Origin of the sequence: Desulfosporosinus fructosivorans, assembly GCF_004766045.1 — a bacterium.
In the GTDB taxonomy this organism is placed as follows: Bacteria; Bacillota; Desulfitobacteriia; order Desulfitobacteriales; family Desulfitobacteriaceae; genus Desulfosporosinus; species Desulfosporosinus fructosivorans.
Genome location: NZ_SPQQ01000013.1, coordinates 87,658 through 107,570 on the forward strand (window position 1 = coordinate 87,658; position 19,913 = coordinate 107,570).

Below are 19,913 nucleotides of genomic sequence, written 5' to 3' on the forward strand. Positions count from 1 at the left end.
ATTATTTATCCTCCAGCCGATAGCCAAGACCACGGACGGTCGTGATAGATAATGAAGGGAACGGCTCAATCCGCTCGCGCAGACGTTTAATATGAACATCTACTGTCCGCTCATCACCTTCATAGTTAATTCCCCATAAACTTTCAATCAACTGTGTTCGGGTGAAAATACGTCCCGGTAAACTTGCCAGCATAAATAGCAATTCACATTCTTTCTTTTTTAATTCAACGGTTTCTTGATTAGAAGAAACCGTTAAGGATGCCAAGTCTATGAAGACATCGCCCAATTGAATTACTTTTGTTAATGAAACATTATAGCGCTTTAAAAGGGATTTTACGCGCAGAACAAGCTCCACAGGATCAAAAGGCTTGACCAAATAATCATCCGTACCCGCCTGAAATCCTTTTACTTTATCATTAGATTCTCCTTTTGCTGTCACCATTAAAATGGGAATATCCAAGTACCGGCGAATACCTTCTGTTAATTCAATACCGTCAATACGAGGCATCATCACATCCACAATCATCAAATCTACTTTCGAATGTGTTACATAATCGAGCGCAACTTGTCCGTCCTTTGCCTCCACTACTGAAAAAAGACTATTTTCAAGATACAGCTTGATCAATTTGCGAATATGTGGATCGTCATCCACTACTAGGATTGTATTCATCAAGACCCTCCACTCCTCTACCCTCTTAAAATCATTATGCCCGAGACAAACATTGAAATGCGTAAGTAAACTCGTTCAACTAAAGATCAATGCCCCCTTCCTTTTTGAGAATTAAGAAGGGGGACATTGATTGCAACATTAAGAGAACACTTAATTATCCTGCTACATCCCTTTTGCCAAAAACAAGCCAGGAAGTAGTGTTAAAAATAACAAAATATACAGCTAAGACAATCAGGGAAAAGGACATTGTCATACCGGATACCAAAGGCGTCCCATTAATATATTGGGTTAAATCGGTATTGGCAAACAGTATATATTTGACCCAACTATAATCCTTTAAGAGATTTACTATCATACTACCCGTGAACATTAAGAATAATGATATTCCTACAGCCAATGAATTATTACGGGTTACTGTGGAAATAGCAAAGGCAAACGTCACCATCATCAGCAAGCTAACGCAACCATAGCCGTAGGTTGTGAAAATATGCCACAGCATATTGACTTCATGGACGGCTCCATCTGTGTAAGCAAGAAAGGGTTGGCTTACTCCACTAAAGCCGTAGAACATTCCCCCTATAAGAAAGGAAGCAACAAATAGAGTTACCAGTCCAGCTAATGCAAATAGCAGTACTGAGAGGTATTTGGACAAAAGTATCTTCCACCGTTTAAAGGGCCTACTCAATAATAGTTTGATAGTTCCATCCGAAAATTCCCCTGCTATGGCGCCTGCCCCAACTATAATGGTTAAAAGCGAAACCAAAGATATTAGAGCAGAAACTGGAATAACGAAGCCCCATAAGGATCTCCCCTCTATTGGAGGTAAGTCATGATCTATTCTATAATTATTAGTTGTAATTTGCTGTTGCATTTGTTCTATAGTTATACTTGGACCAGTCTGTGGTAGAGCCATTTGAGTTTGCAGTGTTAGGTTTGTCTGAGTAAGTTGTATCTTCCAATCATCCGTAGTCGAGGGTGCGTTAGCTTTCAATATGAATCCAGCAATTAGCACAACGACAACTAATAATGCCAGCATTATGGGAGTACTTTTCTGGGAGAACGTTTTTTTAACTTCATTTTTAGTTAGTTTAAACATTCTATTCAATGTCGTTACCTCCTGTAAGTTCAAGAAACTTATCTTCAAGCGTTTTTGTGGCAGTTTCAGTGGCTAAAACCTTAATTTTCTCTTGAACAAATTGGTTGATAATTTCTGAAAATTGATCTGAATTAATGAATATTTCAACCGAATTTTCATGAATAATTGTTTCTTGATCCCTAAACATATTTTCTAAGCAGAGCTTAGCCTTTGACACATTATCGACTGTAAAGGTAACCCGAGCTGCTTTCTCTTGTTTTAGTAAATCACTCATCTTTTGAATAGTCACTAATTTCCCTTTTTGAATGACGCCTACCCGGTCACACATGAGTTCCATCTCATTAAGCTGGTGACTTGATATCAGTACTGCGATGTTTTCTTTTTCCGCAAGATTTCTCAAGTAGCCTCTCAATTCATGAATTCCTGCAGGGTCTAAACCATTGGTGGGTTCATCTAACACAATCAGAGTAGGCCTATGAAGCAATGCTTGGGCAAGGCCTAACCTCTGTCGCATACCTAGAGAGTAAGTTCCAACTTTATCATGCACTCTTTTATCAAGACCCATTAATTCTATAACTTCATCAATTCTCACCTTAGTGATATTCTCATACATATTGGCGGCCTGCTTAAGATTTTCGTATCCTGATAAATATTTATAAAGCTCAGGATTTTCAATGATTCCACCTACTTTTGAAATTGCAGTTTCAAAGTCATCTTTAACATTACGTCCATTAATTAATATCTCACCCTCTGTAATAGATATTAATCCAAAAAGCATCCTTATGGTTGTGGTTTTTCCAGCTCCGTTTGGTCCTAAGAATCCAAACACTTCCCCTTCATTGATGTCAAAGGTAATGTTATCAATGATCGTCTTATCCCCAATTCTCTTTGTAATATTTTTAAACTGTACTACAGGTTTTGTGACAATTGTATTACTTCCTGTAAGTCCCTGAAACTTATCTTCAAACATTTTACTTGCTGTTTCAGTGGCCAGAACATTCATTGCACCTTGAGCAAACTTGTTTATAATGTCTGAAAATCGATCTGTATCAATGACTATTTCAATTGAATTATCTTTAATAATCGTTTTCACATCACCTGGGTTGATATCAAAGGTCATGATAGTTTTATTGCCGACTTTCTTCGTATTATTTTCAAACTTTACTACTGATTTCGTTTGCATGTTATACCTCCCATTGAATTTTCAAAGATAGGCCTTAAAAGCTTAAATAATCTTTAGAATTTGATAATATTTTTAAATATTCAACATTTCAAGCATCAATAAATATATAAATTGTTAGGTTTGAATCACAATAACGCCATGTTTAATCCTCCTGTTTAATCCGTCTTACAATTTATTTCAAGAATTGTTTCTGTTTCTTCCTGATAGCGTTATACTATCAGTTCTATATGAACTGAAAATGAACTGTAATATTTCAGGCAGGGATCTTTGAACCTTCTGCTTAGTAACAGCTCATCCAGTTGATCTAGCTTACCAGTCTTGAAGATTCGCATTAAACTTTGCTCAATGGACACTTAGTTGTGCATGCAAAAAAGGACTGCCTATTTAAAGACAGTCCGTAATTTGTTGACCCACTGGAAGTCCACTTCTTTCCATACTCATGAAAAGCTCTTCTGATAAGCAATGACCTATTGGGATATGCCCTCTCCCAAAAGATCTTTAAATTCATAGGTTATATCATTTCCCATTACCGTCACCTCAAGATACTTTGCTGCAGTCGGCTTTTCTGGAGAAAAATCAGAGATACTAAAACCGGCGCAGGAAATATATCGAACTCCCCTATCCAATTCACTTTGATTTACATCTCCCTGAAATAAGACCCAGACATTTTTTCCAGTTTTCTCCCGATATTCGGCCAAGGTATCCTTAAGCAAATCACCTTCTTTGGCATTAATAAAAGTAGCAGGAGCATCTGACATGACGACAAAAGCATTGCTGCCAGTCATGTTGTCTAACTCCTCGAACAACCATAGCCATTGTTCAGGGTCACTTCTCCGAAGTCCACCTTTGCTGATATCCAACTGAATAAAGCTAGAGTTCTTATAATTATAGATTTTATGTTCAGTCTCAGTAATTAGTGCAGGTTTTGCCATATTTCTAACAGAGGATGCAGCTTGGCTTCCGGTATAAACTGCCAGGTCCAAATTTTCACTAATATACCCTGACATTTTGTTCAACAATTGCTCTTCTATAGTATTATAGCTTTCCTGCCTACTAGCAAAAACAGAAAACTTAAAACTTTCAGGACCTGAAATGAAATCTGTTGTCCTGTTGGCATCATCTTGGAGAATTGTATCCTGAGGTATTTCGCTTTGATCAATTACCGGATGGTTTACCACCTTTGCTGTAAGTTCATCAAAATATAGCTTTCCCCAGCTCTCAGCAGGATCAGTATTTTGTACATAGAGTCTCACAAGATTGGTTGGCGTCTTAATCCTTTCCAGGGAAACCTCCATACTCTTCCAACCTATCCAATCTAGTTTTGCAGCAATTTCAAACTGATTTTTTTCTCCTGTGTCATCCAGGACTTCAGCGAAGACCCGGTTTGGATTTTCATGAGTATTGTAAATCCAGACGGCTAAATGAGAAGTGTCAGAATCAAGTGAAAGCCCTGTTCCCGGGAAAACCAACGAGGCTTCACCTGAACTTTGATTGTCCAAGAAATCATAGGCTAATTGTCCTGAAGTATTTCCTCCCTTAACCTGATCTGTAGAAAGCTGAAAAGCACCTTGGGCTATCTGCGGGTTGGCTTGGAAGGAAGCCTGGTCGTCTTCGAAGGAATATATTGTATCGGTAGAATCTTCATAGATCGATACAGCAATATATGCATTAACGTTCCCAACACCTGCCTCGATATATCCTGCACCAACAGTAGTGGCTTTAAGGATTCCCTCTTTAAAATCTTCTATTTCCCCGCTTACTGCCCACTGAACATCTTCCGGCTGAATTTTTGCTTTGAATCCCTGTTGGTCGTAGCCTGTTACCTGAAGGGTTTGGCTCTGTCCAAGAGGTAAGTCTAACTTATCTGAATTCAATCCGAGCTTGACTGGAGAATTTAAAGAGAGGATATCCAACTCCGCTGTTAATTTCCCTACTTTGGCAGTTATTTTACCCTTGCCTGCCGAAGTGGGCTGAAACTGATTATCTCTAAATCTTCCTTCAATCCCGCTCACGCTCCATTTTATCTTTTCAGGATTAACCTCTACCGGATTAGCGAAACGGTCCACTCCCCTAAGTGTATATTTTCTCGAAGTATGAACAAAAACGTTGGAGTCCTCGGTCTCTAAGATCAGCTTCGCCAACGAACCAGAAGCGACCTGAGAAAAAACTCCGATACCGCTCGCAACAGGACGCAAAGAACCCTCAGAAGGTATATTGACAATATCTAAGGTAGCAGTTCCCGTCTTTCGGGATACCATGGTAGTGGATCCGCCACCATCAAAATTCAGAGCATTGTAGGCACCTAATTCCTGCATGAGTTGAGCGGACTCAGTCTGGGTGAGACCGACACTGTTATCCTGTCTACCGTCCACCGTGACCAAAATCAGTTGTTTTCCCTCCGCAGAGCTTCCGACCAAGGTTCGGGGGTTTTTGTTATTTAAACTATCAGTACTTAAAGAAAAAGTCTCAGGAATCTGACCGTCCTTGACCAGCATGGAGGACCCGGTTGCCGACATTTGCAGTTCTGACCAGTCTGGATTGGAGGTAACTGTGAATTTTGCTGGATCTCCTACCTTAAAACTTTCCAGAAGTTCGACAGCTTGTTCTCCCCGGGAAATAACAACATAACCTTTGGCAGGTATCGTTGCGGCAGGCAAAGCTTGTCGAATCTCTATCACCCGTCCCTGGGATACAAGGATTTCCACCAAATCAGGATACTTTTCCGAGGTTCCGAGGGTGGCAGATCCCCATTTGTTATCCAACATGGTAATATCATTATATTGCTGACGGCTAGGCTGGTTGTACTGAGCCACTGCAAATGAAGCATTGTTACTAGTCAAAGTAAGGGCGTTTTTCCAGTAGTTAAAGAGTATCTGACCGGCATTATCGAGAGAGAGCGAAGCCATTTCATCATTGTTTTGATTGTACCAACCAGACGTGGCTAAAAGGTCTCCTGCTCGTACAATGGGTCCATCAGGATATCCGGTACCTCCATCCATCGGATTGAAGAAACTGGCGTTCACGGCAGCTACCGCACCATTTTCCTCGGCTAAGGTAAGTACTGTAGAAAGTAGATCCGTGGTCTGGCTATTAGCCAGGGTATCTATTTTGATATTAGGATTTGTGGTATCAATACGTAAAACGTTGATATTTAACCAACCGTCTGCTGTAAACCGCGAAATATGTTCAAGAGTTGCTCCATCTGTGATGGTATGGTGAGAACTTGTCTCATAGAGAGTCTTCGGTTGGGCTACCGCTGTGCCGGAGATTATTGTGACAGCGAAGAATGTTGCCAGAAAGATTAGAAGTACTTTTTTCAAATATGTCATCTTGTTCCTCCTTGTTTACTTTTTCACAATAAAATCCGGCCTTATAACCAATAACTCTATCGCATGATCTGTCTGATTTTAGAAGTTCATTATATCAAATCTTATCACTATCTTCTATGTATTATCTTCTATTAACTATTTTGGTTTTTCCGACCTTAAATAATTCTATATCCATTATAAAAAAACACTGAACTGAAAAGTAGCAAGTTCAATGTTTTGCGCCTTTTTCTTGTCAATGTCCTCTCTAAACAACATCGTTAACAACGATTCGGATAAGGCTGCTGATAAGAACAGCTATGGATACTGCCCTAGGCGACTTTGAATAAGAGAGAATTAGTAATATAATGAGGAGAAAATTAGTTGAGGTGGTGGATAGTTCATGAACCCAATAGATAAATCGATGGTGCAACACGCACTGGACAGCTTTCTCAACCGCGAAGTGTACCTCCACCTAGAGACGACCAATGGAGCTTATGCAGTCCATAGCCAAGAGAGCAACATGTCTGTTGGCGCATATATTCGCAATGCTCGCATCTCCTTTGGTCGAGGGGTTATCACGGGTGATGGCCCATACCGTGTCGGACTCAAGCTGAAACTCGGTTGGGTGTATGCTGAGGGACTGACTGATTTTGAGTTGACGCCAGAAGGTCAGCTTCTACTCGCCGGTCATGATCAAGAGGGACGACTGGCTGTCGCTCTTGAACTTAGTTTGAACCCTTTTGATCTATAGTGCCACATGACCCCGTATTTTCAACGGGTGTTCATGCGGTGTCCGTGAAATTTGAATTAACGGGGAGGAATATTTTTTGGAACAACACGTCCTTGTAGTTTTCCCCCATCCAGACGATGAAACGTTTGGTTGTGGCGGAACGATCGCGCAATTCGCCAAATCGGGTGTTCCAGTTACTTATATCTGTGGTACTTTAGGCCAAATGGGGCGAAACATGGGAAAACCGTTCTTCGCCACCCGAGAGTCGCTGCCGAATATTCGGGAAGCAGAGTTGGCGGAAGCATGCCAGGCTATCGGCATCCAACATGTAATTAAACTTGGCTTACGCGATAAAACGATTGAGTTTGAAGACCCAGAACTATTGATTGATCGAATTGAACAAATCCTCCGAGAGATTCGACCCTCTCTGGTTCTGACCCACTATCCCGGATATGCAGTGCATCCAGATCACAATGCTCTGGGTGATGTGACGATTCGGGCCATTGCACGCCTCTCCGTTCAAGACCGTCCTGTAGTATACGCCCATGCTTTTTCGCACGACTCTCTGGATGTGCTCGGCCCACCGGATATCGTCAACGATATTTCAGCCATGTCAGAAGTAAAGCTGGCCGCTATTAAAGCACACGGTTCACAATCACAAGGGATTCTGGCTCGTATCGCGAAAGGTCAGTTCAATGAACAGTCGTTCGAGAGCTCCTTCAGTCACCTGCTCGAGAGCGAATCTTTCTGGACCTATCGTTTTTCGTAAGCACTCAAATTAAAACAAGAAACAAGACCGTTTCAACAAACGGTCTTGTTTCTTGTTTTAGTGGCTGGGGCTATAAGCGCGCCTCAGCGTCAAGGTCTGGTTTCACCAACTGTTTACATACTTGGGGGCATAATCCATGGGCCACCCGTTTATTCACTGTATTGTACCTATTTTGCCAATAATCCGAAATGATCAAGTGGCCAGTATCTAAACAAGGCTCTTCCTACAACATTTTCTGCTGGTAATACGCCCCAATAATGACTATCGAGACTATTATTACGATTATCACCTAATACAAAATACGAGTCTTTTGGAATCATTAACGGACCATACGTATAATTAGGTTTTTCCATTTCGTAGGATTCCGTTAATGCATGGTCATTAATAAAAACCTCACCATCTTTGATCTCCACCTTGTCTCCTGGCAAGCCAATTACCCTTTTAATCCAAAAGTCACCACTTGAATCAACACTTGTAAGGGGACGGAAAACAATAACGTCCCCTCTGTTAATTTCCGTCAATTTAAATGATAATTTGTCTACTACTAATCTGTCCTGAAGCTGGATTGTAGGTAACATCGATCCACTCGGAACATTCACTGCTGCAACAACTGTGCTTCGTAATCCCCATGATAGGATGAATGCAAATATAAGAATTTCTAGTGTTTCAAACAAAAATTTCTTTGTACTCCGCGCACTAGCCATTGCAATTGCCCCCTTTTTTTATTTGTCATTATACCATGACGGAATTAATTCCTCCTAGTAAACTATACTTGGAATTCTTTCCACGTAGTCCCTTAAAAGTTCATCCCTTTTGGGAGATTACATTCACCCACCTTTTTAAAATAAGCCCTCTCACGATTTATAAACGTGGGAGGGCGTCACTAGCTGGGAGTTCTCGTCAAGTAGCACAACTTATCAATTTGGCATCGTTAATTAATTCGTTGTACGTAATTCTTTTCGGTTAGCGGCTTCGGGAACTCTTTCCAACCAACCATTTTCAATCATTAAATCTAATCCATCTTTTACATAATCACCAAATTCCGCCATAAGACGAGTGATATCAGCTATTATATCTGTTCTTGCACAATTTGCTAACGCAAGTCCGTAACCCGAGATGCTATGTGCTAAAAATATTGTTGCATGGAACATCATCAATTTATCAGAATATGGAGATTCTGTTGAGTCGGTTACAAGATAATCGAAATTTATAGGTTTCGGCAAGTCCTCATCTTCCATAAGTGAACCAAGAACACCTACCTGCTTATCAATAATTTGTTTTCCCCTAGAAAAATAATCTTTAACTTTTTTTGCTTTTGCGACCTGACCAAATCCAAGTATTAATGCGTTTTCTAGTTGTCTCTGATGAATATTAATAAAAATATGACAAATTTCCAAGGCGTTGATTGGCCTCTTATCTCCCATTAGACCTTTAAAAAAGCTTATGTCTGCAGTAACAAATTCCACCCTGTCAGGTATAGGTATGTTAGGTGCTCTGGCAATAAGTCCTTTCGATAAAGCCATAACATTTACTTTTTTGCTAATTTCAATAAAATCATTCAAACAACTCTCAAAAAATTCACCGATGTCGGCTCATATTTGACCTCCAATGAATTGTTTTTTATTCATTTAATATTCCCTCCTTAGGTTTTCCATATTCAACGAATATGAAATAAATAAATTTTCATTAAAATTTCCAAAATTTACTTAGAGGATTTTCGCATTCCTAGTCGAATAATTATTAATATGTTGAACATAGTAACAAAAAGCTAAATCTAGGTCCACCTAGAGCGGGGGATTTTTTTTTGGGGTGAAACGTGCACCATGCGCGTCGGGCTTACACCTTACCGTCCGAATCCGTCAACTAACCTCGTAAGCTATGAAAGGTGAAAAAATATGCATTTGTCTCCAGTCCTGTCCCAGATAAAAGGCGTTGCTTTTAACACTCTACAGAAAATATCTTGGAAATCACCACAAGTCATCGGAGCTCTATCTATTACGATTATCCTAACTGGCGGGCTCACCTATTATCTTTCGACAACAACTTCTGCGGCTGCGGTAATGCTTAACGGTCAACAGATTGGCTTAGTTAGTAATGTTGATACCGGTCAAAATCTCGTAGAAGGGATTTTAGAACAACATGGCAAGCCATTTGGACTCAATGCTAAAACGCATGATCAAATTACATATGAGAAGGTCAGGGTTAATCCCGAAGTCTATGTTAAATCCACCTTGAGTGAAAAGACTTTGGAAGATAAATTAAGAATTTATCTTGAGGGTTATAAGTTAGAGGCAGACGGTTCGTTAATCGCAGTTTTACCAAGTAAAGAAGATTCTGATAAAGTTCTTAAAGACTATGAAGCTAATTTTGTTAAACCCAGTGATGATAATAAGGTAACTTCCGTTAATTTTTCCGAAAAGATTAGTATTGAAAAGGCTGAGGTCCAACCAGATCAAATGAAACCTATTGATCAAGCGTTTAAATTGTTACTCGACGGAAAGATAATGACTAAAGATTATACTGTCCAACCCAATGATTCTTGGTGGCTGATTGCCCGCAAAAATGACATGTTGACTGATGAAGTCTTAGCTGGTAATTCGGGAGCAACCAAAGACACGAAGTTAAAGCCCGGCCAAATTATCAAACTTGTTAATACTACACCTTATCTTACTGTCGTCAGTGAGGGAACCTATACGGGTCCGGAAACAATTCCCTATGATGTCGTGACAAAAGCTGATAATAGTTTAGGCGTCGGCCAAACGAAAGTCATCGAAAAAGGAAGTAATGGCTCTAAATTAGTGACCTATTCTTATGTACAAAAGAACGGTATCGACGTTACCAAACAAGTATTAGATGAAAAGATCACTCAAACTCCCGTCAATGAAGTTATTGCTAAAGGACCTAGTAGTAAGCCTGTCACTATTGCAATGGCATCCTCCCGCGGAAGCAGCGGTTCGTCTTCCCTCGTAAGTCGTGCACTCAGCATGCAAGGAACCTCCTATGTTTTTGGCGGAACGTCTCAGCAAGGCTTTGATTGTTCAGGTTTTGCTAAATATGTCTACGCTAGTTCTGGGATATCCCTTCCTCGTACTTCTTTTGCTCAATTCGCTTCAGGTGGAGCCGTCAGCAAAAATGATCTCCAACCTGGTGATTTAGTATTCTTTACGACCTATGCTCCGGGAGCATCTCATGTGGGCATATATAAGGGTGGTGGCAGTTTTGTTCATGCCAGTAACCCTAGAAGTGGGGTTATCACCTCAAGTCTCAATGATGGCTTTTACTCTTCACGTTATATCGGAGCACGCAGGTATAATTAGAGAGCAGATCTATGGTCCACCACTAGAAAATCAACTTCACTCACCTGGTTATCCGCCCCCTCTCATGATTCAACATATTTCCTGCAATTCAGGAAATACTGTTTAATATTGAATTATTGAAGGGGGTTTTCTTTTTGAGTAATAAAGACGAAGCTACCAGAGAAGCTTTAGCCAGTGAATTAGGAGAACTTAAGGATAAGTATTCCCAGATGGAACAAGCCTTTAACGAGTTGAAAAGCAAGGTGCCTCCAAATCAAGGATTAGTACCTGCTCAGGGACAACCGACTGAACAACAGCAAGGACAGCATAACCATCTAATGCATTAAAGGAGTAATTTAAAAAGTCCGCTTTTGCGGACTTTTTGTTTTTCCTAGTTGGTTTCAGATGAATTTGTATCCCTTGCTTCTTAGAACCAGCTGCATTATGATTCATATAACTACCACAAAGGAGGATTCTAATGCCCCAAATTAAGATGCGCGGAATCGAAATAGAGATTATTCGCAAACTAAGTAAGCAGCTGATCGATGAACTTGCAGTATTGACCCAATCTCCGCGGGACTACTTTACCCTCGAGGTGATTCACTCAACCTTTATCATGGATGGTGACGTTGCCTCTGGTTATCCTTTTGTTGAGATCGCTTGGTTTGATCGTGGACAAGAAATTCAAGACCAAGTGGCTCATACCATTAGCCGATTACTCAATGAAGGTGGCTGTTCCAGTGTTGATATTATGTTCACAATTTTGGAGAAACCACGCTACTATGAATTTGGAGAGTGAAATATTTTACTTCTTGCCAGAAACCGTCTTGTAAGGCCAGCGTATAATGCCGCCCAAATCAAAAACACTTGTATAACCCTGTTTCAATAACCTCTTTACAGCAGCACCACTTCGATTTCCGCTCCTACAGTAGACAAAAATAGTGACTTGTTTATCCGGCAATTTCTTGCTAGCTTCCATCGCTAGTACATTTAAAGGAATCAAAGTGCTTTTGGGAATATGATTCTCGAGATATTCCTCTCGGGTTCTAACATCCAAAAGAATGATCCCCTTTTCCATATCTAATCTCTTTTTTGCTTCCGTTGGATCAATTCTTAATTTACTAGCAGTCCCTGAGCTTTTAAGATAGGTCCAAATTAATAGGATTCCTACTACCATAATGGTGATCGAGATGGTTTGATTCATACGCCATTCCTTTCCGATAACAAACTATGACAACAATGCTAATATACCCTCTGAGGGTATATTAGCATTGTACTGTGCAATTAGTATTTTTGTCAATTGGCGTCATAGGCATTAAAGAAGCTTTGAAAATTATTTCAACAAAAGGGGTTCAGACTGCGCTTTCAGCACAGCCTAAACCCTGAATACTTGATAATGATTCAATTTCCTTGAGCCAGACATTTTTTCGATAAGTTTACTCGTTGAATATGACTCATGTAAGAATTTCTCGATTTTGTCAATATATCAATCCATTCTTCATTGGTAAACAAGGGTGTTATCCGAGTTTGATCCTCTAATATCAAACGGTATTCACTAGGATAATCCGTCTCAATTACATCTAAAATTCCTTCTGGAACATCCTGAACATGCTTCTTTTTATGATTGGCTCTTTTGTAATCTATTAAATCATTCATTAAACACCTCACCATCGATGTATCTTTATAATAGCCCTTGATTTCTCATGATAAACGTGTTTTGAAATCTTCATACCCAAATTGCCGAATGATCTTAATGCCTTCTTTTTCACTGAAAAGTGCAATAGACGGTAGATTTACACCGTTGAATGTATTATTCTTGACCATAGTATAGTGGGCCATGTCACAAAATGCAAGCCTATCTCCTGCTTGCAAAGGCTGTTTGAACGAATAATCGCCAATTATGTCTCCAGCAAGACAAGTATGTCCACCCAATCTGTAGGTATAAGGATATTGACCAGGGTTTCCAGCACCGATTATATTCGGTCTATATGGCATCTCGAGCACATCCGGCATGTGGCATGCTGCCGAAGTGTCTAAAATAGCAATTTTCATGCCATTATCTACTATGTCAAGAACCGTGGCAACAAGAAAACCCGTGTTCAAAGCCACAGCCTCACCAGGTTCAAGATAGATATCCACTCCATATTTATCCTGAAAAAACGTTATGGAACGCACCAAAGTTTCAATATCATAATCGGGTCTGGTAATATGATGCCCACCACCAAAATTGAGCCATTTCATGGTTTTGATATAGTCACCAAATTTTTGATCTACCACCTGAAGTGTACGTTCAAGGGTATCAGAATTCTGCTCACACATTGTGTGAAAATGAAGTCCTTCAAGGCCCTCAAGCTCTGTAGGTCGAAAATTAGACAGTGTCACACCCAGTCTTGAATACTCATAACAGGGATCATAGATAGGCGTCTCGATCTCCGAATATTCCGGATTGATACGAATGCCGCAGCTTACCTTTTTTGTTTTAATGTTGTTTACTTTGTCTTTGAATCGACGCCATTGCGCAAACGAATTAAAGGTAATATGGTCACAAGTGCGGAGGATTTCATCAAATTCCGCCTCAATATAAGCCGGCGCATAAATATGAACTTCTTTCCCCATTTCTTCAAAGCCCAATCTAGCCTCAAACAGCGAGCTTGCTGTTACACCTTTAAGATATTTGCCCAAGAGAGGAAATGCCGAATACATTGAAAATCCCTTTAAAGCAAGAAGAATGCTGCATCCCGTACGCTGTTGTACGGAATGCAGTATTTCTAGATTCCTTAAAAGAAGTCGTTCATCCACAATATAGCAGGGGGATGGAAGTGCACTAAAATTTATGTCCAATACTTTCACCTCAGTCAATGAGTGTTGGCGAGAAGCTTTCTTGCCATGGTAAACCACAAATATTAAGCGCTTCCATAAACGGATCAGGATCAAATTCCTCAACATTAAAGACACCAGGTTTCTTCCAAATACCTTTAAGCATCAACATTGCTCCAATCATGGCCGGAACCCCTGTTGTGTACGAGATAGCCTGCGACCCCACCTCGGCATAACATTCTTGATGATCACAAATGTTATATACATAATAGGTTTTGGGCATTCCGTCTTTAGTTCCTTGCATTATACAGCCGATATTCGTTTTCCCCTTAGTTCTTGGTCCGAGGGATGCCGGATCAGGAAGCATCGCCTTTAAAAACTGTAAAGGAATGATCTGTTGGCCCTCAAATTCTATGGGCTGAATCGAAGTCATGCCAATATTTTCGAGCACGTGTAAATGATTAAGATAATTGTCAGAGAAAGTCATCCAGAATCTTATCCGCTTAATTCCCTTGATATGAATGGCCAACGATTCTAGCTCTTCATGATACATAAGATATATGTTTTTTGGGCCTATCTCAGGAAGGTCGTAAACTTCTTTCACTGAAAGAGGATCAGTTTCGACCCATGAACCGTTTTCATAGTATCTTCCTTGTGCTGTAATTTCGCGAATATTAATTTCAGGGTTAAAATTTGTAGCAAACGGATATCCATGATCTCCAGCATTGGCATCCACAATATCAATAGAATGAATTTCATCAAAATAATGTTTCTGAGCATAGGCACAAAAGACGCCGGTAACTCCAGGATCAAAACCACTCCCCAACAACGCAGTTAAGCCAGCCTTAGCAAATTTTTCCCGATAGGCCCACTGCCATTTGTATTCGAATTTGGCAATGTCGGGTGGTTCATAATTTGCCGTATCTAGATAATCAACACCAGTAGCTAGGCAAGCATCCATAATCGTCAAATCCTGGTAAGGGAGCGCAAGGTTAATGACAATATCTGGCTTAAAACTCTTTATCAAGTCAATTACCAAATCGGTATTATCAGCATCTAGCTGTGCCGTATGAATTATTGTGCGACTTCCTGCCAATTTGGTCTTAATAGCTTCACATTTTTCGACAGTTCTGCTCGCGATACAAATCTCCTCAAAAACATCGGGATTCTGACAACATTTATGAATAGCAACACTGGCAACTCCACCAGCGCCAATAATCAAAGCTTTTCCCATTTTAGAAAACCTCCCACTCATTTATACAACAATGCAAATTATACCTAAATCAGTACAAATAATCAATAATACAACAAAATACCTTCCTGATACAATTTTTTGTTGTGTAAAATAAGAAAAGGCACCGGTTTGCTAAACCGATACCTTTCTTATTTTGATCCTTTAAGTGCCTCCATTTATCATATTGTAACATTGCCTGTTAGCACTTTCAGTTATTCAAGAATCGAAAGACCAAATTTCGTGGCGAGCTCATTGAGTTCTTGAAATAGCCCATCATTAATAGGAATTCCATTCTTTTTCCGTTCCTTCGCTATTGACTGCCGCCGTTCACCAGGAATCCGAATGGCATCAGCTCCATCCGCTCTCGGAACATCTCTTATTTCTCCGATCATATCAGTCATTCTTTGGGCATAATCCTCAAAGGGCATAAGTCGCGAAATATCCAACGCGAAAAAGCTATGCCCGATATTGACTGGTTCAAGAGAATCATCGTAAATCCATCCTACGTGAGTTCCGTAAGCAGAGCCACTGATGATCCCGGACATAACCTCGACTGCCAAAGCCAGCGCATATCCTTTTGCTCCACCGACTGGCAAAACTGCTCCTTGCAGTGCCTCTTTGGCATCCGCCGTCGAATTGCCGTCCTTATTGATGGCCCAGCCCTCAGGAATCGAACGTCCTTCCTTTGCCGCCAAAATAATATTTCCACGGGCAACGGTTGAGGAAGACATATCAATCACAATCGGTTGATCTCCAGTTGGGAATCCAAATGAAATCGGATTCGTTCCGAAATAAGGACTCTTTCCTCCCCAGGGAGGAATTCCACTGGGTGAATTTGTATATGCTTGCCCAAGCATTCGCTCTTGCGCAGCCATTTTACAATAGGTTGAAGCCGCTCCAAAATGATTACTGTTCTTAACTGTAACGAAACCAAGACCATACTCTTTGGCTAACTCAATTGCTAAGGACATAGACCGATAAGCCACAAGTTGTCCTAGACCGTTATCTCCATCGACACTAGCGATTGCATCATTCAAATTTTTTTGAATTGACGGCTTGGGATTAATTCTTCCATTCAAAATGCGAGATAGATATATTGGTAAACGACTAATTCCATGGGTATCCACCCCATCTAGGCTAGTATCCACAAGAATTGAGGAAACGATTAGTGCCTCAGCCGCGGGGACTTCGACTGCCATCAAAAGGGCTTTACAAAAATTTTCGAGCGTATGCTGAGAATAACGTTGTTTCATTATCCAACCTTCCTACCGAATATACATCCTGCACCCTGACACTCAAACTTACCTTCTTCCCTCTTCCCTCTTCCGATGGAAATATTAAGCTCAACTAAAAAAGCAAACCATTGGGAGTAGGCACCTTCAGAAAAACTGTAAATGTTAAATATAACACAACAGTAATTCCTATACTAAAAAACGACGAGAATACCAAAGCAGAAAGAGTAAAGCCTTTTTCATTCAAATACCAGGAACCCAAGAGTAGATATACCAAAGTGCATACATAGAACCCGATATAAACAATGCCGGCTACATAAATAAATGTAGCTAAGACAATGACTGTTGGCTTCAGCCAGTGGAGGTCATTTACCTCTTCTACTCCCTTCTCAGCTCCATTTGTTCTAATTCCACGAGTAATCAGATAAATCCCAGTTACAATGAGGAAAATCTCAAGGACCTGTGGAAAAGTATTACTTCGTTCAGTAAGCTCGGACCCTTGAACCATAAAGACAACGGCCACTAAAACACTAACCAATCCAGCAAGTAGATCAGATTTACGCTTTGTCATTTGCTGCCGCCCCCTTTTTGGCATGATATTTTGCCATGACCGCTGGTGTCATAACTGAAACAACCGTAAGAATTATTAATAACAAAGAGATTGGGTGGGAAAAGAAAACCTTAAATACAGAGCCTTCTGCACCCGCTATTGATATAGATCGACCTAGATTATCTTCCACGATGGGTCCCAGAATAATTCCAAGGGCCATAGCACCTGTGTCAAAGCCAATTTTCCCTCCAAAGTATCCAACTAGACCAAAGAAAATCATAACCATAACATCAACTATGCTGTTTCTAATTGCATAGGAACCAATAATTGAGAGGGAGACAATGGCAACCCCTATATAGGAGGTTGGGACATTAAGAACTTTAGCTGTCCCTTTGATAAGGAGTGCACCCACGAAAACCATCACAATATTACCAACAATCATAGAAATAATAAAGCTGTAGGCAAGATCAGGGTTATTTGTAAAGATCTTAAAGCCAGGTTGAATACCATGAGCCAGCAAGGCACCCATAATAACTGCTGCAACAGCACTACCTGGAATACCTAAGGTTAACATGGGAATCAAGCTGCCGCCGATGGTCGCATTGTTTGCTGCCTCACTGGCAACAACCCCTTCAATAGCACCTGTTCCGAAATTGGCCTTGTTTTTATCCCAACGTTTTGCTTCATTGTAGGAGATAATGGATGCAATTTCTCCACCTGCGCCTGGTAAAATACCTATAATAGTGCCCATAATAGAGGAACGTAATAAGTTAACTTTTGCCTTCTTAAATAGTATCCTTGCCACACGCAACGTTGCACCTTTTTTGCCTTTATATTCTGCAATAAATTTATTTTTGCTCCCAACCAGGATGATAACCTGAGAGAAGGAGAACAGGCCAATCATGGCTGGGATCACTTCAATACCCTGCACTAAAGAATAGGTACCAAAGGTAAAACGGCGGGCACCTTCAATTGGATCAAGACCGATTGTACTGATGAGCATACCCAAAGCCCCGGATATTAATCCTTTCACTACATTCCCTTGGGACATGGCTGCGATAGTACTGAGCCCAAAAATACAGAGCCAGAAGAATTCCGCTGCTCCAAATTTGAGAGCCAATTGTGCCATTGGAGCTGCTAGGAATAAAAGAAACAAAGTACCTATAACTCCACCAAAAGCAGAAGCTATTAATGAAGCATTCAAAGCTCCCTCCGCGTCTCCCTTTTGACACATCGGGTAACCGTCAAAAGTGGTTGCAACTGAAGAAGGGGTACCAGGAGTGTTAATTAGAATCGCAGAGTTAGAACCTCCATAGATTGCTCCGGAATAAATTGCCCCTAGCATAATTAATCCGCTAATGGGATTCATGGCAAAGGTAACAGGAACCATCAAGGCTACTCCCATGGTAGCTGTAAGACCAGGGAGCGCACCAATTACGATACCACCCGTAAGACCAGCTACTATTAGGAAAAAATTAAAAGGTATAAAGCTGTTTGCAAATCCCGTGAGAATGACCTGAAGCATAATTTATCCTCCTTTTAACAAATTTCCAAGGACAGAGAGTCCGCTCCACCCTTGAAAGTTTGCAATGAACTAACATGCTTTTTTGAATCAGTTACTTCATTAAATTGAACTTAACTAATAGTGCTTTATTGATCGCTTCTTGATCATGAACATACTTGTCAAAGTCTTCACCCGACATATAATCTGTAGGCTGTCCGGCTTTTTTCATGTCTGCAAGATACTCGGGATCATCTTGAATTTTCTTAAAGGTATCGCGGAGGAATTTAACCTTGTCAGCATCGGTAGCCTTTGGAACTACGAATGCACGACGAATATCTGACACCATATCAAGACCAGTTTCTTTGAGGGTTGGAGCGTCAGGTAAGAATTCACTACGTTTCTCGGCTGCAACTCCCAGGATTCTCATATTATCCATACTGCGCATTACATCATTTACGTTCCCGACCATAAGATCTATTTCTTTACCTAGGAGAGCTGCGTTTTGATCTGCAGCACCTTTGTAAACAACCTGGGTAACTTCAATACCTGTTTTTGCTTGAAGGTCAAGGAGCATCATATGGTGACCCGTGTAGGTACCGACTATACCAACTTTGAGCTTCTTAGGATTGGCTTTGGCATAATCAATAGCTCCTTGCCAGGTTTTGAACTGACTGTCCTTATGAACTGCTAATACTTGCGGGTCATTAACAACCTGAGCGATATACTGAAAATCGTCAATTTTGAATTCAGCGCCTTGACCCATTGGCTGAATAATCATGTGTGGTGTATTAACTCCACCGAGAGTATACCCGTCAGGTTGAGCCTTAGCGATTGCACCAAAACCGATAGCTCCACCTGCACCAGTCGTATAGTTAAATACCCAAGGTTGCTCTGGCACATATTTATTCCAGTACTTTTGCATAATCCGAGCTTGGATATCACTGGAACCGCCAGCACTAAACGCAATAATCATGTTAAGTGGCTTGGTGGGATATTTCTCCTTAGTTGCTGTAGCTTTCTGTCCACATCCTGTTAAAGTAAGCGCTAAAATTACGACAATGCCAACAATCGAAACCAAAATTCTGTTTTTCTTCACGATTAACTCCCCTTTGTTTCAATTAAGTTTATTTCCCTAGATTTAAAGCAAGAAGGTAAATCTACATAAAGAATATTAAGTAATTTTTAAATACGATCGATTTTTACCGCCTAAGTTTAAGAATCACGTGTTCACTTTCTCAATCCTATGACCACGGCGATGGGGGCTTCTCCAAAGGATTGGAAAAAACCGCAGCCAATAATAAGGTATGAGGTATTACCACATTACTTTTTATTAATAATAGTTTATTATTCGCCTTTAATGTGACATTTTCCCGCTTCAAATTCAGCTTCTTATAATCAATATTACTCATAGCAGAATAACCATGACAAACTATCTGACGTTATAGAAAAAGGGTCTAAGATTTAATAATGACTCCATTAAATCTTAGACCCCCAGGACTTAAACCGTGAGCATTTGACCCACAC

At 40.4% G+C, this 19,913-nt stretch carries 19 protein-coding genes and 1 riboswitch; of the genes, 5 read left to right on the forward strand and 14 right to left on the reverse strand.

Features of this window, described 5'->3' with window-relative positions; genetic code table 11:
* Nucleotide 1: 1 nt before the first annotated feature.
* The 4 genes from E4K67_RS24955 to E4K67_RS24970 form a co-directional block, all read right to left on the reverse strand.
* Complete coding sequence (locus E4K67_RS24955; RefSeq protein ID WP_135551751.1) at nt 2–670, reverse strand: response regulator transcription factor; 669 nt, start codon at nt 668–670, stop codon at nt 2–4.
* A 154-nt stretch (nt 671–824) separates the two neighbouring features.
* A complete protein-coding gene (locus E4K67_RS24960) occupies nt 825–1,766 on the reverse strand; it encodes an ABC transporter permease (RefSeq protein ID WP_243454622.1) in 942 nt (313 codons plus the stop codon).
* Nucleotide 1,767: 1 nt separating this feature from the next.
* On the reverse strand, nt 1,768–2,949 hold the full coding sequence (locus E4K67_RS24965; protein WP_243454618.1) for an ABC transporter ATP-binding protein: 1,182 nt from the start codon (nt 2,947–2,949) through the stop codon (nt 1,768–1,770).
* 467 nt (nt 2,950–3,416) lie between these two features.
* Nucleotides 3,417–6,278 carry a phosphodiester glycosidase family protein gene (locus E4K67_RS24970; RefSeq protein WP_135551708.1) on the reverse strand — a complete coding sequence of 954 codons (2,862 nt, stop codon included), beginning with the start codon at nt 6,276–6,278 and terminating at the stop codon, nt 3,417–3,419.
* A gap of 379 nt (nt 6,279–6,657) precedes the next feature.
* On the opposite strand from E4K67_RS24970, the gene E4K67_RS24975 reads away from it, so the two are divergent.
* Nucleotides 6,658–7,008, forward strand: coding sequence for a YojF family protein (locus tag E4K67_RS24975; RefSeq protein WP_135551710.1), 351 nt, complete (start codon nt 6,658–6,660; stop codon nt 7,006–7,008).
* Nucleotides 7,009–7,084: 76 nt separating this feature from the next.
* Nucleotides 7,085–7,756: a bacillithiol biosynthesis deacetylase BshB2 gene (bshB2, locus tag E4K67_RS24980; RefSeq protein WP_135551712.1), complete on the forward strand. Its 672-nt coding sequence runs from the start codon at nt 7,085–7,087 to the stop codon at nt 7,754–7,756.
* Nucleotides 7,757–7,923: 167 nt separating this feature from the next.
* Here the strand turns inward: bshB2 and lepB are convergent, their stop codons facing one another.
* Both lepB and E4K67_RS24990 read right to left on the reverse strand, forming a co-directional pair.
* The gene (gene lepB / locus E4K67_RS24985; RefSeq protein WP_135551714.1) at nt 7,924–8,460 is read right to left on the reverse strand and encodes a signal peptidase I; all 537 of its coding nucleotides are present in this window, start codon (nt 8,458–8,460) and stop codon (nt 7,924–7,926) included.
* Nucleotides 8,461–8,691: 231 nt separating this feature from the next.
* Nucleotides 8,692–9,318 carry a DUF3231 family protein gene (locus E4K67_RS24990; RefSeq protein WP_135551716.1) on the reverse strand — a complete coding sequence of 209 codons (627 nt, stop codon included), beginning with the start codon at nt 9,316–9,318 and terminating at the stop codon, nt 8,692–8,694.
* Nucleotides 9,319–9,512: 194 nt separating this feature from the next.
* Nucleotides 9,513–9,649, forward strand: a riboswitch (cyclic di-AMP (ydaO/yuaA leader).
* Nucleotides 9,650–9,651: 2 nt separating this feature from the next.
* Here E4K67_RS24990 and E4K67_RS24995 point away from each other — a divergent pair.
* From E4K67_RS24995 to E4K67_RS25005, 3 genes are all read left to right on the forward strand, one after another.
* Nucleotides 9,652–11,073 (forward strand): NlpC/P60 family protein, encoded by a 1,422-nt coding sequence (locus E4K67_RS24995; RefSeq protein ID WP_135551718.1) that lies wholly within the window; start codon nt 9,652–9,654, stop codon nt 11,071–11,073.
* 134 nt (nt 11,074–11,207) lie between these two features.
* Nucleotides 11,208–11,399, forward strand: coding sequence for a hypothetical protein (locus tag E4K67_RS25000; RefSeq protein ID WP_135551720.1), 192 nt, complete (start codon nt 11,208–11,210; stop codon nt 11,397–11,399).
* Between the two features lie 131 nt (nt 11,400–11,530).
* Nucleotides 11,531–11,851, forward strand: coding sequence for a DUF1904 domain-containing protein (locus E4K67_RS25005; protein ID WP_135551721.1), 321 nt, complete (start codon nt 11,531–11,533; stop codon nt 11,849–11,851).
* 6 nt (nt 11,852–11,857) lie between these two features.
* Here E4K67_RS25005 and E4K67_RS25010 read toward each other — a convergent pair whose 3' ends face one another.
* The 8 genes from E4K67_RS25010 to E4K67_RS25045 form a co-directional block, all read right to left on the reverse strand.
* Nucleotides 11,858–12,256, reverse strand: a complete 399-nt coding sequence (locus E4K67_RS25010; protein WP_135551723.1) for a rhodanese-like domain-containing protein — start codon at nt 12,254–12,256, stop codon at nt 11,858–11,860.
* Nucleotides 12,257–12,453: 197 nt separating this feature from the next.
* Complete coding sequence (locus E4K67_RS25015) at nt 12,454–12,708, reverse strand: hypothetical protein (RefSeq protein ID WP_135551725.1); 255 nt, start codon at nt 12,706–12,708, stop codon at nt 12,454–12,456.
* A gap of 45 nt (nt 12,709–12,753) precedes the next feature.
* On the reverse strand, nt 12,754–13,893 hold the full coding sequence (nspC, locus tag E4K67_RS25020) for a carboxynorspermidine decarboxylase (RefSeq protein WP_243454619.1): 1,140 nt from the start codon (nt 13,891–13,893) through the stop codon (nt 12,754–12,756).
* 10 nt (nt 13,894–13,903) lie between these two features.
* Nucleotides 13,904–15,103 carry a saccharopine dehydrogenase family protein gene (locus E4K67_RS25025; RefSeq protein ID WP_135551729.1) on the reverse strand — a complete coding sequence of 400 codons (1,200 nt, stop codon included), beginning with the start codon at nt 15,101–15,103 and terminating at the stop codon, nt 13,904–13,906.
* 212 nt (nt 15,104–15,315) lie between these two features.
* Entirely contained in the window at nt 15,316–16,356 is a 1,041-nt protein-coding gene (locus tag E4K67_RS25030) for an Ldh family oxidoreductase (RefSeq protein ID WP_135551731.1), read from the reverse strand.
* A 94-nt stretch (nt 16,357–16,450) separates the two neighbouring features.
* The gene (locus E4K67_RS25035) at nt 16,451–16,906 is read right to left on the reverse strand and encodes a tripartite tricarboxylate transporter TctB family protein (RefSeq protein WP_135551733.1); all 456 of its coding nucleotides are present in this window, start codon (nt 16,904–16,906) and stop codon (nt 16,451–16,453) included.
* Nucleotides 16,893–18,410 carry a tripartite tricarboxylate transporter permease gene (locus tag E4K67_RS25040; protein ID WP_135551734.1) on the reverse strand — a complete coding sequence of 506 codons (1,518 nt, stop codon included), beginning with the start codon at nt 18,408–18,410 and terminating at the stop codon, nt 16,893–16,895. The genes E4K67_RS25035 and E4K67_RS25040 overlap by 14 nt, the downstream gene beginning before the upstream one ends.
* A 91-nt stretch (nt 18,411–18,501) precedes the next feature.
* Nucleotides 18,502–19,485, reverse strand: coding sequence for a tripartite tricarboxylate transporter substrate binding protein (locus tag E4K67_RS25045; protein WP_135551736.1), 984 nt, complete (start codon nt 19,483–19,485; stop codon nt 18,502–18,504).
* Between the last annotated feature and the right edge of the window lie 428 nt (nt 19,486–19,913).

Excerpts from the sequence above, each read along its gene's own strand:
- E4K67_RS24955 (WP_135551751.1), bottom strand. The coding sequence starts at position 670 with ATGAATACAATCCTAGTAGTGGATGACGATCCACATATTCGCAAATTG.
- E4K67_RS24960 (WP_243454622.1), bottom strand. The coding sequence starts at position 1,766 with ATGTTTAAACTAACTAAAAATGAAGTTAAAAAAACGTTCTCCCAGAAA.
- E4K67_RS24965 (WP_243454618.1), bottom strand. The coding sequence starts at position 2,949 with ATGCAAACGAAATCAGTAGTAAAGTTTGAAAATAATACGAAGAAAGTC.
- E4K67_RS24970 (WP_135551708.1), bottom strand. The coding sequence starts at position 6,278 with ATGACATATTTGAAAAAAGTACTTCTAATCTTTCTGGCAACATTCTTC.
- E4K67_RS24975 (WP_135551710.1), top strand. The coding sequence starts at position 6,658 with ATGAACCCAATAGATAAATCGATGGTGCAACACGCACTGGACAGCTTT.
- lepB (WP_135551714.1), bottom strand. The coding sequence starts at position 8,460 with ATGGCTAGTGCGCGGAGTACAAAGAAATTTTTGTTTGAAACACTAGAA.
- E4K67_RS24995 (WP_135551718.1), top strand. The coding sequence starts at position 9,652 with ATGCATTTGTCTCCAGTCCTGTCCCAGATAAAAGGCGTTGCTTTTAAC.
- E4K67_RS25005 (WP_135551721.1), top strand. The coding sequence starts at position 11,531 with ATGCCCCAAATTAAGATGCGCGGAATCGAAATAGAGATTATTCGCAAA.
- E4K67_RS25010 (WP_135551723.1), bottom strand. The coding sequence starts at position 12,256 with ATGAATCAAACCATCTCGATCACCATTATGGTAGTAGGAATCCTATTA.
- E4K67_RS25015 (WP_135551725.1), bottom strand. The coding sequence starts at position 12,708 with ATGAATGATTTAATAGATTACAAAAGAGCCAATCATAAAAAGAAGCAT.
- E4K67_RS25025 (WP_135551729.1), bottom strand. The coding sequence starts at position 15,103 with ATGGGAAAAGCTTTGATTATTGGCGCTGGTGGAGTTGCCAGTGTTGCT.
- E4K67_RS25030 (WP_135551731.1), bottom strand. The coding sequence starts at position 16,356 with ATGAAACAACGTTATTCTCAGCATACGCTCGAAAATTTTTGTAAAGCC.
- E4K67_RS25035 (WP_135551733.1), bottom strand. The coding sequence starts at position 16,906 with ATGACAAAGCGTAAATCTGATCTACTTGCTGGATTGGTTAGTGTTTTA.
- E4K67_RS25040 (WP_135551734.1), bottom strand. The coding sequence starts at position 18,410 with ATGCTTCAGGTCATTCTCACGGGATTTGCAAACAGCTTTATACCTTTT.